The organism is Actinomyces oris, from assembly GCF_001937665.1.
Classification (GTDB): domain Bacteria; phylum Actinomycetota; class Actinomycetes; order Actinomycetales; family Actinomycetaceae; genus Actinomyces; species Actinomyces stomatis.
Genome location: NZ_MSKL01000003.1, coordinates 20,659 through 35,723, shown reverse-complemented (window position 1 = coordinate 35,723; position 15,065 = coordinate 20,659). Strand labels below are relative to the sequence as shown.

Annotated in this window: 12 protein-coding genes and 1 pseudogene; 9 read left to right on the top strand and 4 right to left on the bottom strand. The window is 62.6% G+C overall.

The features are described from left to right. The 8 genes and pseudogenes from BKH28_RS13490 to BKH28_RS00750 form a co-directional block, all read left to right on the top strand. Positions 1-1,132 (top strand): annotated as a pseudogene (locus BKH28_RS13490) (hypothetical protein); the annotation flags it as partial. Further along, positions 1,129-1,515: a hypothetical protein gene (locus tag BKH28_RS00785; protein WP_075417043.1), complete on the top strand. Its 387-nt coding sequence runs from the start codon at positions 1,129-1,131 to the stop codon at positions 1,513-1,515. The pseudogene BKH28_RS13490 and the gene BKH28_RS00785, both read left to right, overlap by 4 nt. Before the next feature lie 181 nt (positions 1,516-1,696). Beyond that, complete coding sequence (locus tag BKH28_RS00780) at positions 1,697-2,134, top strand: DUF6301 family protein (RefSeq protein ID WP_256695408.1); 438 nt, start codon at positions 1,697-1,699, stop codon at positions 2,132-2,134. Positions 2,135-3,106: 972 nt separating this feature from the next. Further along, a complete protein-coding gene (locus BKH28_RS00770) occupies positions 3,107-3,718 on the top strand; it encodes an Imm5 family immunity protein (RefSeq protein WP_075417041.1) in 612 nt (203 codons plus the stop codon). A gap of 62 nt (positions 3,719-3,780) precedes the next feature. Further along, positions 3,781-4,308 (top strand): DUF6301 family protein, encoded by a 528-nt coding sequence (locus tag BKH28_RS00765; protein WP_075417049.1) that lies wholly within the window; start codon positions 3,781-3,783, stop codon positions 4,306-4,308. 931 nt (positions 4,309-5,239) lie between these two features. After that, positions 5,240-5,854: an Imm5 family immunity protein gene (locus tag BKH28_RS00760; protein WP_075417040.1), complete on the top strand. Its 615-nt coding sequence runs from the start codon at positions 5,240-5,242 to the stop codon at positions 5,852-5,854. A 215-nt stretch (positions 5,855-6,069) separates the two neighbouring features. Next, positions 6,070-6,678 (top strand): Imm5 family immunity protein, encoded by a 609-nt coding sequence (locus tag BKH28_RS00755; RefSeq protein WP_075417048.1) that lies wholly within the window; start codon positions 6,070-6,072, stop codon positions 6,676-6,678. Positions 6,679-6,740: 62 nt separating this feature from the next. Then, positions 6,741-7,268, top strand: a complete 528-nt coding sequence (locus tag BKH28_RS00750; protein ID WP_075417039.1) for a DUF6301 family protein — start codon at positions 6,741-6,743, stop codon at positions 7,266-7,268. A gap of 76 nt (positions 7,269-7,344) precedes the next feature. On the opposite strand, the gene BKH28_RS00745 is transcribed toward BKH28_RS00750, so the two are convergent. Continuing rightward, positions 7,345-8,397, bottom strand: a complete 1,053-nt coding sequence (locus BKH28_RS00745) for a glycosyltransferase family 2 protein (protein WP_075417038.1) — start codon at positions 8,395-8,397, stop codon at positions 7,345-7,347. Next, on the bottom strand, positions 8,394-9,452 hold the full coding sequence (locus BKH28_RS00740) for a glycosyltransferase family 2 protein (RefSeq protein WP_075417037.1): 1,059 nt from the start codon (positions 9,450-9,452) through the stop codon (positions 8,394-8,396). The genes BKH28_RS00745 and BKH28_RS00740 overlap by 4 nt, the downstream gene beginning before the upstream one ends. A gap of 209 nt (positions 9,453-9,661) precedes the next feature. Between BKH28_RS00740 and BKH28_RS00735 the strand changes: the two genes are divergently transcribed. Beyond that, entirely contained in the window at positions 9,662-10,741 is a 1,080-nt protein-coding gene (locus BKH28_RS00735; protein WP_075417036.1) for a glycosyltransferase family 2 protein, read from the top strand. Between the two features lie 72 nt (positions 10,742-10,813). Here the strand turns inward: BKH28_RS00735 and BKH28_RS00730 are convergent, their stop codons facing one another. Next, positions 10,814-11,785, bottom strand: coding sequence for a diaminopimelate dehydrogenase (locus BKH28_RS00730; RefSeq protein ID WP_075417035.1), 972 nt, complete (start codon positions 11,783-11,785; stop codon positions 10,814-10,816). Positions 11,786-11,976: 191 nt separating this feature from the next. Further along, positions 11,977-15,030 (bottom strand): LamG domain-containing protein, encoded by a 3,054-nt coding sequence (locus BKH28_RS00725; protein ID WP_075417034.1) that lies wholly within the window; start codon positions 15,028-15,030, stop codon positions 11,977-11,979. Between the last annotated feature and the right edge of the window lie 35 nt (positions 15,031-15,065).

Sequence of the window (15,065 nt, the reverse complement as noted above, 5' to 3'; positions counted from 1 at the left end):
GGCGTCCTTGCTGCCGGTGATTGGGGGTCCGGCCTTCGTGCGGGCTCCGATCGAGGCGGTCGTGGCCCTGGTGGTGCTGTCTTACAGCGACCTGGCCGTGATCGCCCGTGGCTACACAGACTGGCGCATGACCCGCCCCCAGCGCATGATCGAGGGCCGGCTCACCGCTGCCCAGGTGATGGAGACCCGCCGTGACGCCATGGCCGCCACCACCCCCGGGGTCGAGCCCGCAGCGCGCTGGGCCTTCGCCGTCTTGGCGCTGACGGTCTCAGCCGTGGCGGGGTTGCTGTGCCTGTGGTGCGGGGTGGTGGCTGCCCAGGCGATCGGGTCCTCGCTTCTGTTCGGTGACAGTGACTCGGCGTTCTTCGCGGGTCTGCTCGACAAGCTGGCCACGTGGTGGGACTTGCTGGGACCGACAGGGCAGATCCTGGTCACGGCGCTGGGCGTGACACTGCTGATGACAGCCGGATCCACCTTCGCCCTGGCCATGGGAGCCACCGGCGTCCTGACATGGGCCGCGGCCCACGGCCACGGCCTGGCCTCCTTCATCCACAACCCTGCGGCGGCGACCTCCTCCTACCTCAGCAACGTCACCGCCGGCCAGCTAGCCTGGGACCTGTTCGACTTCGCCCTGACCTTCATCCCCGGATCAGCCCTGGGAGCCGGCGCCCACACCATCGCCCGCACCACCGCCAGAGACATGGCCGCCACCCGCACCGCCCTAAGACAAGGAGGCAAGAAAGCATCCCAAGCCACCGAACAAGCAGCAGCCAGAACCGAAGCCAGGCCAGCTGCTGCAGGAAGCAGAGGCGCCCCACCAAAGAAAAACGGAAGTCACGCTCACAGCAGAAACAAGCCACGCCCCGGAGGTCCGTTCCCCGACGTTCAGAGCATGCGAGGACGCCCCGCCGAAGATATTCTCGATATCATTCCGGACGATTGGATTGTTGGCACGCCCAAGAAAGAACCCAATGGGATTAAATTTGAGAACCCTCATGTTCGAGGGGAAGTAATTATGTATGAACTCGGCTGGCCGGATGCGTGGGACCCGGTTCACGCTGGACCATATCTTCGAGTTTCTGAGGGTGGACGAAAGTATAGGATTCCACTGAAAGGAAGTCCAGCACTATGACTCATTCTACTGTTGCCGAAGTGCTTTTTATGGGAATGGAGGGCGAGACAAGCGGGTTGGAAGTCCTCACTACTGTTCAATCTATGGAGAATCTCGATGAATATGCCGCCCTACAAAGAGCGTGTGAGATTCTTGAGTACCTAACTGCGCACGCCATGATCGATGTGTGGCTGGGGGATCCTGTAACCCGAGATCCACTTCCTCGACTTGGCGACCCTAAGGGGGTACAGTTGATTACGCCCGAGCGGGTCAAAGATATCGTCACCTCTGACGATGATCGGATGTTGGTCTATGACACCACTGCCCGCGGTGAGCCCTTGGTTGAGGCTGAGATGGGGATCAAGAGAGCTCAACGCGAGAACGATCTACACCAGAACACCTGATCTCACGGAAGTCGGAGGCCAGCCGTTCTCACAGATGCACGAGATCGCCCAGGTACTCCAGCAATCCGTCAACATCCTCTAGACACCAAGAGACAACCATGCCCCCACACCAGGCTTCCGGGCCTACTCCACCGAGCAGGCAGTAGCCATCATCCGCACCATCGCCGAGCACAGATGACCCATGACCATCAACGAGGCATTCGTCCTCCGAGACCAGTTCAGCTGGAAACCAGCGCCAGACGATGGGAGATATTTCGTTACACCAGTCAATAGCGGTGATGAAGACGGAAGTATCGGCCGCGACATCACAGATAGAAGTCTCGTGTCCGAAATCAGCTTCAACTTGAGCACCACCTTTCGCCAGGATGTTCCACCTGAGATACAGGCGATTGTTCAGGACACCTATATTTCCTACGTCAATGCACTCAACTCCCTGTACGGAGCAGGAGACTCTGAATCTGATCAGACCGTAGCGTCAACGCAGTGGATTCTTCCGTCACGAGTTAGTGTGATCATTTCGGCCACCAGAGGGGTCGTGTCTGCCGTCGTTGAGTCTCCTGCGATGTTGGATCTAACTGAGGCTGAACAGCATTACTTCGATGAAGGCGGAGAGTTCTAAGACGTCTTCGTATTCTGCTTGCTCGCGCGATGTTGTCGAAGGCTGTGCGGCTACCTAGCGGGGCCGCGCCTCGACATTTTCTCAAATCCTCGTCAGCACTCAGTGCAGCATAATCGTGATGTACGACAACTACTCCCAAAGCACGCCTTCAGGATTGCTATCGCCACTGCCTCCCCGACCACCGGATTGTTGTACATCTGGAGCGGGATGGCGACTGCCCAGGCGATTGGCCCATCGGTGCTGTTCGGCGACAGCGACTCGACGTTCCTTGCGAGTCCAAACGACTTCGCCCTGACCTTCATACCCGGATCAGCCCTCAGCGCCGGCACCCACAACATCGCCCGCACCACCGTCAGGAACATGGCCGCCAGCAACACCGCCATGAGACAAGGAGGCAAGGGAGCCGCCGTAGCCACCGAACACGCAGCAGCCAGAACCGAAACCCAACACGTCGCAGAATCACAAGCAGCACACACACGAGCCGTAGGACGCGTTAAAGAGGTGAACCGCAGGCGACGTTAAGAGCACAAAACAGTGTCATCCGATAATGTTGCAGGAAGCAATGACGCCCTTAGTGGCTGGAGTCGAGGAAGGCGGCCAGACGGTTTCCAAAGCCCCAATGTCGACGACGTCTTTAAAGTGAGTGTAGAAATGGAACACCCTCGCCCCCCACCACAACAACATGGGCACGAAAGGTCGTTATTTTATGTCGCACGCAGAGCGACATAAAGCACTGACCGCAAAATATCCCGAAATCGGCGCATCAAGACCCATGCGCAGTGACTGCACAGATTGGCTTCATCGTTTCGCTCAGTACCAAAAACAGGACAGGTGCGTCACAGACCCCGAAGGAACATGGATTTTTAAAACCGACGGCACAACTATGGCATATGACGGAACTGTAGTGCCTCCGGGGCAGCCCCTCCCTGGGAACTTGTTCTGAAGTTACAGCCAAAACACGGGGAAGTCAAGATGGATAACAAAAATGCAACAGCAGACGCAATTAAGATCGGCCGCATCGAAGTTGCGAGCGACGCAAGAGGAATTCTAACACTTAAACGCAGAACACAGATTTGGGAAACGATGTTGAACTCATGGGGGCGGAGTAAATTTTATTACCAACTAATGTATTTGCAGATTAATTCAGTGCACCACGTTCACACCATATGGGATCGCACATTCCCGGAAGATCCTGGTGTTTTAAAAATGCTGGAACTAGCTCAATTGGTCATGGAAGAAAAAGTAGACTCTGAATGGGCAATAAATTCTGCATTTAAGTTCACGCAGAAACTGGATACAACAATCCCGCAAAATATGACGTACAGCCCAGCACTATTCGTCGCTGACGCGGCAGCCGGCACTGTGGTTCTAGCCGCTCACCGCGATATGACTGATATAGTCACTGATCCAATTGATGACGATGATGAACTCGCCCCTGAGGGATTCTATCCAAGTTATCAATGTGCTAGTGCCGCCGCGGGAGGCATGAACTGGATGCCTGTAGATCAGGTTAACGTTGAAGCGCGTCGCGCTTTCTGGATGTGGTATCTTGATGAAGCCATTCCAGCATCCCTCAGGAATTAAGTTAGCCCTGTGTAACAGGTTGACTCGCTATGAACGGACAGTGTTTGGAGTTGAATCAATCAATGTCAGCAATGAGAGGACAGCGGTTTCGCGTCTACTCTGTTGAAGAGGGGATAGCGGTCATCCGTGCTATCGCCGAGCACAGATGGCCCATGACCATTAACGAGGCATTCACCCTCCGAGACCAATTCGGCTGGCGACCCGCTCCGGACGACGGAACTATCTTCACCACTCCCGTCAGTAACGGTGAAGAAGACGGATACGTTGGCTACGACGTCTCCAACGCAAACCTTGTGTCTAGAATAAGATTCAAGCTAACTTCTCGAGTCTCTGGAGAACTTGCAATCAGAGAAAATCAGAACCTCAAAAAGCTTTATTTATCATACGTTGACTCCATGGTTTCCATCTATGGAAACGGAGACCATAGTTCCGACACCTTAGTCGCAACTTCAGAGTGGATTCTTCCATCACGGGCTAGCGTGCTCATAGGGGCTACTCAATATTTTATATCTGCAACTATTGAATCTCCTGCAATGATGGATCTGACTGAGACTGAACAGCGTTACTTCGATGAGGGCGGAGAACTCTAAAACGTCTTCATACTCCGCTTTCTCGCGCGATGTTGTCGAAGGCTGCGCGACCACCTAGCTGAGCCGCACCTCTACATTTTCTCAAATCCTCGTCGGCACTCAATGCAGCATACTCGTGATATACGACGAATACTCCACAAGCACGCTTTCAGGATTACAATCCCCACTGTCTCCCTGACCACCGGATTATTGTGCATCTGGAACGGGACGGTGACTGCCCAGGCGATCGGCTCGTTGCACCATCTGGTGTCTGTCGGGGTCCGAGTCGGCGTTCTGGGCCAGGGCCTTGATGCCGGTGCCGGCCCCGGTGTAGCCCTTGTGCACGGCAGTGCACAGTCCCAACGAGGTTGCCCGACACAACACCGGCAGTGCGTGAGCCCAAGCAGTGGTAATGTCATGGGGCAAGCTGGGCTTCAGGGGCACGATCCACGCCGGAAACCAATGTGATAGATCAGAATCTGCACGTGGCCGTTGAAGGCCTTTTGCCTATGAGCACCACAGGTGGTTGCCGACAGTACGGGTTGCGGCCCTGCCAGCGCCGTACCAGGACGGACTGGCCCCAGGTGGAGGCGATCCGTTGATGGGGTCGGCTGTCGTAGGTACGGGCGTTGGGTGGTCAACCAGCCGCTGATGGCGAGCGCAGTGGCGATGGGTACGTCGAGAGTGGAACGATAGGACAGCAGACGGAGTCTTTCTTGCGGGCAGGTCCACCTGGTCGACAATAACATTGACGCTTGACTAAGCGTACACCCGCTCCAACACACCTCGCCCCCCTATCCACTCTTCTCAGCCATCCAAGCACTCAATCCATCAGCACCACCGCCCCGGTGAGAAAACCTCAATAGAATATAAAATGGGTTTGGATCATGCCAAACTGCCCAACCCTGGGAAAATGTTGGAGTTGAACACTAGGACTTAAGAGGGATAAGTTATGATCGATATCCAAATGCTTAACGAGCAATTACATGCCGGTAGAACTGAAGTGACAAACAACCCTAAGGGGATTCTTTCGCTAGCGAGACGGCTATCTATTTGGAGGGCAATGATTGATGATGACAACCCTGAATGGTCGTATCAAACTCGAGTTCGCCTCAACTCATTGTGCGTACATCACGTTCAGCACGTGTGGTACCAAGTTTTTCCTGAACACTCAGGGATCAAAGACATGCTGCAACTTGCACACGCGGTTACCGAGGGGAGAGTCAACCCAGATCACGCTCAAGAACAAGCAAGCCAGTTTCTTCAAGACGTCCTATTCGAGACCGAACTCAACACCACTACAGAACCGGCCACATTTGTTGCCGATGCTGCAGCAAGCGCCGTAATTTCTGCATGCCACCGAAATCCGTATTATGAAGTAGAAATGGATGGAGACCTAGAGGATGATGACTTACTTCCCGATTCTCTGGATCTAAGTTACTGCTGTTCAGCTGCATTGGCACGTGGACTAAATTGGCAGGGCGCCGAAGATGTTGACGTCGAAGCTCGACGTGCGTTCTGGCTGTGGTACCTTAACGAAGCCATTCCAGTAGTTCTCAGGAACTGAGTAGGTCCTGTTAAACTGAATGATCTCTCATACCTGGCATACCGCTTGGAGGCGAATCGGTTGATGTCGACACTGAGAAGCCAACATTTTCGCATCTACCCTATTAAGCAGGGATTGGCCGCCGTCCGAACAATCGCCGATCATAGTGACACCCAAAGAGACATTCACCCTACGAGACCAGTTCAACTGCAAACCTGCATCAGATAATGGCTGCAATGATTGACACAAAGGCGCTTGCAACCCAGATAAAAATCGCCCAGGTGGAAGTAGGTGACGACAGTAAAGGAATTCTGGCCATAAGGCGACGCATGAGGATTTATGCTGCAATGATCGACACTCAAGACGCAGAACGCTCTTACCGACTTCGCATTTCTTTACAGGAGAAGTGTGTGCGCCACGTCCAGCATCTATGGACCACATCATTCCCCAACAATCCCTCATTAGAGGATATGCTAACATTGGCTCACCAGGTCGTCGAACGACAAGTTAGTGCCGATCGAGCGGAAATAGAAGCACACCGCTTCTTCCAAAGTTTAGACAGAGCCGCCACAAATCCTGCAAACCATCGTGCCATCATGGTCGCCGACGCGGCTAGACAACTCATTGCATCAACCTGCTATCGAGACCCGTACGCCGACATTGATGAAACTATAGAGGATGACGACGAGCTACTGCCAGATTCCTTGGACTGCAGTTATGCATGTGCGTGTGCGGTCGCGGGCGGCATGAATTGGAGACCTGCTGCAGAAGTAGACGTTGAAGCGCGTCGAACTTTCTGGATGTGGTACCTTAACGAAGCCATTCCATCAGCCCTTAAGATTTAAGCGATCCCCACAAAACAGGTTGACTCGCCATCAACGGACGGTTTTTGGAGTTGAATCAATCAATGTCAGCAATGAGAGGCCAGCATTTCCGCATCTACCCTGTTGAAGAGGGGCTAGCGATGATCCGTACTATCGCCGAGCACAGATGGCCCATGACTATCAACGAGGCATTCGCCCTCCGAGACCAGTTCGGCTGGAAACCATCACCGGACGATGAACGCTTTTTCGTCACCGCGGTCAGTGGTGGCGAAGAAGACGGAAACATTGGCCTGGATCCCGACGACCGCTCTATTGCCTCTGAAATTAACTTCAACCTGACGACTCGACTTTACAGTGATGCAGAACCTCAAATCTATCACATTATTCGCTCGCAATATAAGACCTACGTTGATGCACTCAACGGTCTGTACGGTCAAGGCAGTACGGAATCGAGCACTGTCGGCGTATTGAACACGTGGAACCTGCGCTCCTGTGTCAGCATCATCCTCGGAGGCACCCGCAGGTTCATTGATGTTGTTATCGAGTCTCCTGCAATGACGGACCTGACCGAGGCCGAGCAGCGCTACTTCGATGAAGGCGGAAGGCTCTAAGACACTCTCATGTCACCTCGTCGACAGATCCACCGCCACCCAAATGGCAGCCTCTCGGCACCTTCTTGGCACCGTCTCAGTGGTCGTACTCGCGGTGGACGCCGCCTCCGACGCTGGCCGCCAGGATGCCGCGGCCCCGGGCCAACAGCCGGGCCCCCTTGGCCGCATGCCGGGGGCTGCCAATGACGGTTCCAGTGGCGGTTCGCAGACCACCGACGACGATACGCACCAGGCCACCGGCAGCGGCCCGGGCCCGGATGGCCGGCTGAGCCCCGCCACCGGCCAGGGCCAGCTCGACGCGCACCGACGTGGCGGCGTGGGAACGCTGCCGCCGCAGAATCCAGGGACGGGTGAGGCGCGAGGCCGGCACGTGGTCACGCACGCGCGCCTCATCGCACCAGCGGATGACGCCGCCGGCGGCGCTCAGTCGGCGGGTGAAGAGCGTGTCCTCTCCCCCAGTGGCACCGAAGGCCTCATCGAAGCGCAGCCCGGCCCGGCGCACGAACCCCAGATCCAGCAGCAGGCAGTTGGAGGCCGCCACCGGGCGGACCGTGCCGGTGGGCCAGGTCCTGCGCACGAAGAACTCTCCCTGACGCACCCACGCCTCCGGTTCGACCTCGTAGACGGGGATGACGGGGCCGGCCACCGCCTGGCAGCCGGTGGAGGCCCACAGCCCCACGAGGGCAGTGAGCCAGCCGGGCTCGGGCTCCTCGTCGTCGTCAATGAAGACGAGCAGGTCGCGCCCGCCGGTCTCGTCGAGGGCGCGGTTGCGCACCGCCGCCACGCCGGGCCGCTCCTCAACGACATAGCACAGGCTCACGGTCCCAGGCTCCATCGGTCCCTCCACGGAGAAACGCACCTCCGCCCCGGCCTCAGCCGCCGCGGCGAGGGCGGCCTCGCGCCCGGTGCCCTCGGCGTCGTTGTCGATGACGAGGACCTCGACGTCGCAGACGCCCCTACCGGCCGCCCTGTCCGTACCCGTCGCGTCCGCAGCATCACCCTCAGGTTCGCCGGCCTCGGCGCTCAGGCCGCCGACCAGCTCACCGGCCTGCTCCAGGACCCCACTGACGGCCCGCTTCAGGTCCTCCGGGCGGCGGAAGGTGGGGATGGCGATCGTCAGCCGGCTCATGCGCTCCTCCTGCCGGCCGGCGCCGCGCTCCGCCGGCGGCGGGGGCGGCCGTACTCGCGCACGTGCCCACCCAGCGCACCCACGACCATGCCCAGTCCCCCGCGTGAGGAGACCTCGTAGCGGGCCTGGGCAGGCACGTCACCGCGGATACGGGCCACGCCGGCGCGCACCCCGTCGACACCGGCCTTGGCCAGTCCCTTGGCACCGTATCCCAGGCGCAGTCTGAGACGCGCGAGCCGGCCGGAGGCACCGCCGTCGGCGGGTCCTGCCGTGTCGATGCGCACCCGGGCCCAGGACGAGCCCGAACGCAGGGAGCGCTCCAGCACCCAGGTGCGCCGGGCGCGGGCCGCGGGCACGCGCTTGGTGACCACCGCCCCGGCCGCGAAACGGATGACGCCGCCGGCGCGGGTGAGCTGGCGGGTGAACAGGGAGTCCTCGCCGCCGGTGAGCCCGTAGCGTGGGTCGAAGCGCAGCCCCAGGTCCTCGACGACGGCCAGGTCCAGGAGCAGGTTGCCGGTGTCGGCGCTGCGGACCTGGGCGCCGTCGGCGGCCTCCCAGGAGTCGAAGGCGCCTGAGGCGGTGACCCACGGGGAGGGGTCGACCTCGAAGGTCGGCGGCGTGGGGCCGGTGACGGCGGCGCAGCCCTGGTCGCGCCAGGTGCTCACGAGGGCCTTGAGCCAGCCCGGCGAGGGGATCTCGTCGTCGTCGATGAAGATGAGGGCGTCAGAGCCGTGGGCCTGGCTCAGGGCCCGGTTGCGTCCGGCCACGATGCCCGGCTCGGGCTCGTGGACATAGACCAGCCTCGACGTCGCAGCCGCGGTGACCGTATCAGCCCGCCCTGCTGGCTCCGACGCCTCCGCCTGCTCGCCTGCAAGCGCAGCCCGGGCTGCCTCGACGACGGCCCGAGCCCCGGCCTGCGGGTCGTTGTCCACGATGAGCACGCTCGCCGTCGTCTGCGCGTCGGAGACGTCGTCGGCCTGAGCCAGCAGCTCGGGGATCACCTGGGCGAGGTAGTCGTTTCGGCGGTAGGTGAGCATCGCGATCGTCAGGTGCACGTCCAGCCCCGTCCTTCCTCCCGCCTGCCGGCGGATCGCGGCGTGATATCAGGGTCTAACGGTACTATCACGAACCGGGTGCGCCCCACGGCGAGAGCACCCGGGACACGACGTCGCACCACCGGCCCCTCGGAGGCGTGACGCCCGCAGCAACCGATCCCGCCTGCACCACTCCGACACCGTCCTGCACCAGGAAGGCTCCTGCTCCGATGACCGCCACCCCTGACCCCGCCCAGGGCACCGACTCCGCTGAGAACTCCGAGCCGACCGGCCCCAAGACCAGCGCTCCGGCCAAGACAGTCGAGATCACCGAGGCGTCCGGCGGGCTCTCCGGTGGCGAGCTGCTCTCGCGCACGGCGGTCATCGTCGTCAGCTACGACTCGGCGGCGCTGCTGGAGCGCACGCTGGTGCGCGTGGCCGAGGACTCCCCCGAGGCCCGCATCATCGTCGTCGACAACTACTCCACGCCCGCCGCCCGCGAGGAGTTGGTGGCACTGACCTCCTCACGGGGCTGGGAGGCGGTCCTGCCGGAGACGAACACCGGCTTCGGCGGCGGCATGAACCTGGGGGCGGCCAGGGCCCGCGAGCTCGGCGCCGACCTGCTCGTCCTGCTCAATCCCGACGCCGTCATCGCCCGGGCCGACCTCATCCGTCTGGCGGCCAGGGCGCACGCGGACAGACTCGCCCTGGTGGCGCCGGTGCTCAAGGACTCCGGAGGCCGCATCGTCTCCGACGGGATCGTCGTGTGCCTGGCGGACGGCTCGATGCGCTCGCGCCGCTCACCGCGCCCGATTCCCCCGGGCGGTACGCAGCCGTGGCTCTCGGGGGCCTGCCTGGCTCTGTCGGCCGACCTCTTCGAGGCCGCCGGCGGCCTGGACGCGCGCTACTTCCTGTACTGGGAGGACGTGGACTTCTCGGCCCGGGTGCTGGCGGCCGGAGGCAGCCTGGCCCTGGTGCGCGACGCCGTCGCCGTCCATGACGAGGGCGGGACCCACTCCGAGGGCGACCAGTCCGATCGGGCCAAGTCGGACATCTACTACTACTACAACGTGCGCAACCGGCTGCTGTACGCCGGGCTGCACCTGGACCGGGCCACGCAGCGCCGGTGGGTGGCCACGGCGGGCCGGGCCGCCCGCGAGATCGTCCTGCGCGGTGGCAGGCGCCAGCTCCTGAGCACTCGCCGCCCGCTCCTGACGGCGGCGCAGGCCACCCGTGACGGGATGAGGCTCCTGCGTGCCGCCCGTCGCGGCGAGCTGCCCGACGTCGACGAGCCCCTCATCCGCGGCTGACTCAGCCGCTGCTTCGGCGTCCCGCCGCCGGCTCGACGCCGACGGCGGGACGCCCCTGGCTGTCCGCCCGTCTCACAGGTAGTGGGCGCGCAGGTCCTCAGGAGTCGTGGGCGAAAGATCGGCGAGCGTCACGTCGAAGACAGTGCGCGCACCTGACTCGCCGCGGGCGGCCAGCCTCGCCACCGCACGCGCCGTGGCGACCAGGACCGAGCCGGTGAACTCCGGGTTGGAGCCGAGCTGCAGCTCGAAGCTCACGGTCTCGGCGACGCCCTCGGAGGTGTGCCCGCGGCGGATGACGGAGCCGCCGTGCGGAATCCCGGAGTGCTCGGCGGCCAGCTCCTCGGCGGTGATGAAGGTGACGGTGGTGTCGTAGTCGGCGAAGTAGTTGGGCATCTCCACGATCTCCCGCTCGATGCGGGCCAGGTCAGTGCCCTCCTCAGCCACCACGTAGCAGTCGCGCGTGTGCATGGAGCGGGTGGTCAGCTCGACGTCGTCGCCGGCCTTGACCGCGGCGACGGTGGCCTCCACCGGGCGGGTGTACTGCTTGGCGTCCACGACGCCGTCGATGCGGCGCAGGGCGTCGGAGTGCCCCTGAGAGACACCGGGCCCCCAGAACGTGGTGGTGGCGCCGTCGGGCAGGACGGCCTCACCCAGGACCCGCAGCATGGAGAACAGACCCGGGTCCCAGCCGGTGGAGATCAGGGCGACGTGACCGGAGGCCTTGGCGGCGGCGTCGACGGCGGCGAAGTGCTCGGGGATGCGGGCGTGGGTGTCGAAGGAGTCGACCGTGTTGAACAGGGCCGCGGCGGCCGGGGTCTGCTCGATCAGGTCGGTGGCCGAGCCTCCGCAGTTCAGGCAGACGTCGACCCTGTCGGCCCAGGCGGCCATGTCATCGACGTGGGCGACGGGAGCCCCTTGGGTGGCGACGGTGGCCGGGTCGCGCCGGGTGAAGACGACGGCGATCTCCATGTCCGCGTTCTTGGTGATGGCCTGCTCGACGCCGCGGCCGAGGTTGCCGTATCCGTTGATCGCTACCCTGATCATGGTTCCTCCTAGTGGGTTCTCGCTACAGGGTGATCCTAGGGACGCACCGTGTTGCCTCCGTGTGACATGTCGGGGAGTGGCCACCTCTTGGACGCCGGGGCCGCGGATACAGCACGCACCGACACGGGGCGGGCCGGGAAGCTCCTGAGATCTTCCCGGCCCGCCCCGTATGCGCACTGCGCTCGACGGCGTCAGCGCTGCTTGATGGTGACCTTGTCGACCGCCAGGGTCACGGTCTCCGGCCCGGCCGAGCTGGACATGTAGGTGGTCAGCCCCACGGTGCCGGCCTCGTTGAGGGTCTTGTCGTTGTCGACGGCCTCGATCCCCCACTCGGCGGGTTCGGCGTCACCGGCCCAGAGCTTGGCCTGGATGTTGGTCGACTCCGCACCGTCGACCACCATGCGTAGATGGAGCGGCTGACCGGCCGTGTAGGGCTGCGTCAGCACGTAGGAGCCCAGGGAGGTCTCCCGACCCTTGACCACGCGCGAGACCGTGACCACCGGGTTGCCGGTGCTGCCGATGCGGACCGTGGCCTGGTACTGACCGGCCTTGGTCGTGCGGGCGGCGTAGGAGATGAAGGCACCGTTCCCGGACGGCACCGCGTCCAGGGAGAAGTCCACGACGGCGTCGGTGGAGGTCGACTTGATCGGATCGGAGATGATCGATGCCGAGGAGCGCGGACCGGCCATGGCGATCCGACCGCTGGTGCCGTCGACGGAGAATGCCGCCGCGTTCCAGGTGGTCTTCCACTCACCGCCGGCCTTGGCCTTGCCCCAGCCGCCGTTCACGCTGCGCTCGAAGGGGTCCTCCAGCAGAGCGCTGCCCTCGGGCTGCTTGTCCTTGCCCTTGTCCTTGCCGGCGTTGTCCTTGCCGTTGTCCTTGCCCTTGTCCGGCTCGACCTGCTTACCGGTGGCGGCGGTGTAGTGCTCGGCGATCTGCCGTGCGGACAGCGGCGTGCTGTAGACGGCGGCCTCGTCGATGTCGGCCTGGATGTTGGTGTTGGAGGGCTGGCCGTTGACTCCGCTGAGGGCGTCCCCGCCGATGCGCCAGTAACCGGAGTAGCTCTGTCCCTCAGTCATGGAGCCGTCGAAGGCGGCGAGGTTGCCGTCCACGTAGAGCATGGCGCCGGTGGTGGGACTCATGGAGGCCACGATGTGGTGCCACTGTCCGTCGTTGTAGCTCTTGGGAGTCGTGATGGTGGTCAGCTTGCCTGGATAGAGCATGAAGCTGAGCGTGCCGTCATTGCGCATGTACACCATGCGGTCACGGCTCCACGACTGGTTGGCCGCAGAGGAGCCGTAGCCCATGATATGGCCACCCGAGGTGGAGTTCGTGCGGACCCACGCCTCCATGGAGAAGGCGGTGGGAGCCTGGGAGGCGACGCGCGTCGCGGCGTGCGACTTGTTCCCACTGTCCGAGGTCAGGCCCAGTGAGGCCCCCGAGTCCAGGACGGACTTGCTTCCGCGCTTGTAGGCCTGGCCGCGGATCGTCAGGTTGCGCTGGCCCACGAAGTCCTCGGCCTTGTCGCCGTCGGTCTCGTCGAAGGACCAGTAGTGGGCGGCGCCGTCGGCCAGGACGCGGGCACCGTACTTGCTCAGGCCCTGGCCCTCACCGGCCTTGACCGTCACCCAGTCCGAGACCGTGGAGGCCCCCCACTGGTCAGTCACCTGGACCCGGTAGCGGTGGGTGCTTCCGGGCTCGACGACGTCGGTGGCGCTGAGATCGGAGCGCTCCCAGAAGCCGGCGCTCACCGTCTGGCTGGTGACCGGCTGACCGTTCATGGCGTCGCGGTAGACGTTGTAGGTCAGGGCCTTGTCGTCCCTGTCCCAGTTGGCCTTGAAGGACAGGGAGACGACCCCGGCGCGCGGCGAGGAGCCGGTGACCTTGAAGGCACCGCCCTTGTCCATCGGGCCCTGCTTGTTCGGGGCGATGTCGCGGCGGGCGAATCGCACCAGCCCCTGCTGGGCAGCGCCGTTGACGGCCAGGAACTCGCCGCCGTAGACGACGTACTTGTCGTTGCCCTCAACGGTCCAGGTCGCCTGGATGGCACCGGAGATCTTGCCCGGCGTGAAGTCGGGGTAGAAGTTGAGGTTGGTGGTGGCGTTCTGCCCGGCGTAGTTCTTGTAGCCCGCGGCGCTGTTGTCCTTCACCGTTCCAGTGGCGGCGTTCGTGTAGGCCACCGCGTTGTGGTAGTGGTAGGAGACGTCCGGGAAGCCCCCGATGTTGGAGCAGTCGTGGGAGTGGCTGGCGGCGTAGACGACGTCACCGGCGGGCAGGACGTCGTAGGAGTCGCCGTGGCAGTCAGCCATGTAGTCGATGTCCCCGGTGGTCCAGTTCAGACGCATGACGCCTTCGAAGGTGCCGAGCCGGGAGTAGCTCGCCGCGTACAGGCCCTGCTCGTCGGCCTTGACGCTCATGACGGAGGCCTCGGCGCCGGCGCCGCGGACCACGCTGGAGACGTTGTTCTTGCGCAGGCTGCCGTCCTTCTCGAAGATGGCGATCCCGTGACCGGGCTTGTCGCTGCCTCCGACGGACTCGAAGGCCCCGCCGATAGCCACGGCCGAGCCGTCAACGGCTTCGACGATGCTACGCACGTAGTAGTTGTCGATCTTCGGCGCGAAGTTCGTCAGCTGCTGGCTACCCAGGTTGAGCGCGGCGACGCGCTGGCGGGCCGAGGAGTTGATTTGAGTGAAGGCCCCACCGATGTACAGGGTCTGTCCGTTAGGGGAGACACTCAGGGCCTTGACGCTACCGTTGGCCGAGGCGCCCAGCGGAGCGCGCTGACCGTCGGAGGTCCTGACCGCTCCGACGCGCCAGGCCGTCTGGTTGTTCAGTGTCGTGAACTCGCCGCCCAGGTAGAGGGTCTGACCATCGGCGGAGGCGGCAATGGTGTTGATGGTGCCGTTGGTGGTGGGCGCCCAGTCGACGATCTCACCAGTGTTGATGTTGTAGGCCATCGCGTTGCCGCGCGGTGTCTCGTTCTGACCGGCCGGCGATCCCGCCGGCCTCGCCGAGGAGAACTTTCCGACGGCATAGACGATGTCCCCGACCACGACCTGGTCCCAGACAATGCCGTTGATCTGGGCGGTGGGCAGGGCGTCGGCGGAGACGGTGCTGGGAGTGCCGGCGGCGCCGGCGGGAGCCGGATCCGCGGAGGCGGGGGATGCCGGAGCGAGCGTGACGGCACCAATGGGAACGAGAGCCGCGGCCAGCAGGCCGCTCAGGAGTCGGCGGGGGAGCTTCACAGGTATTCCATTCAGAACATACTCAGATCACGGAC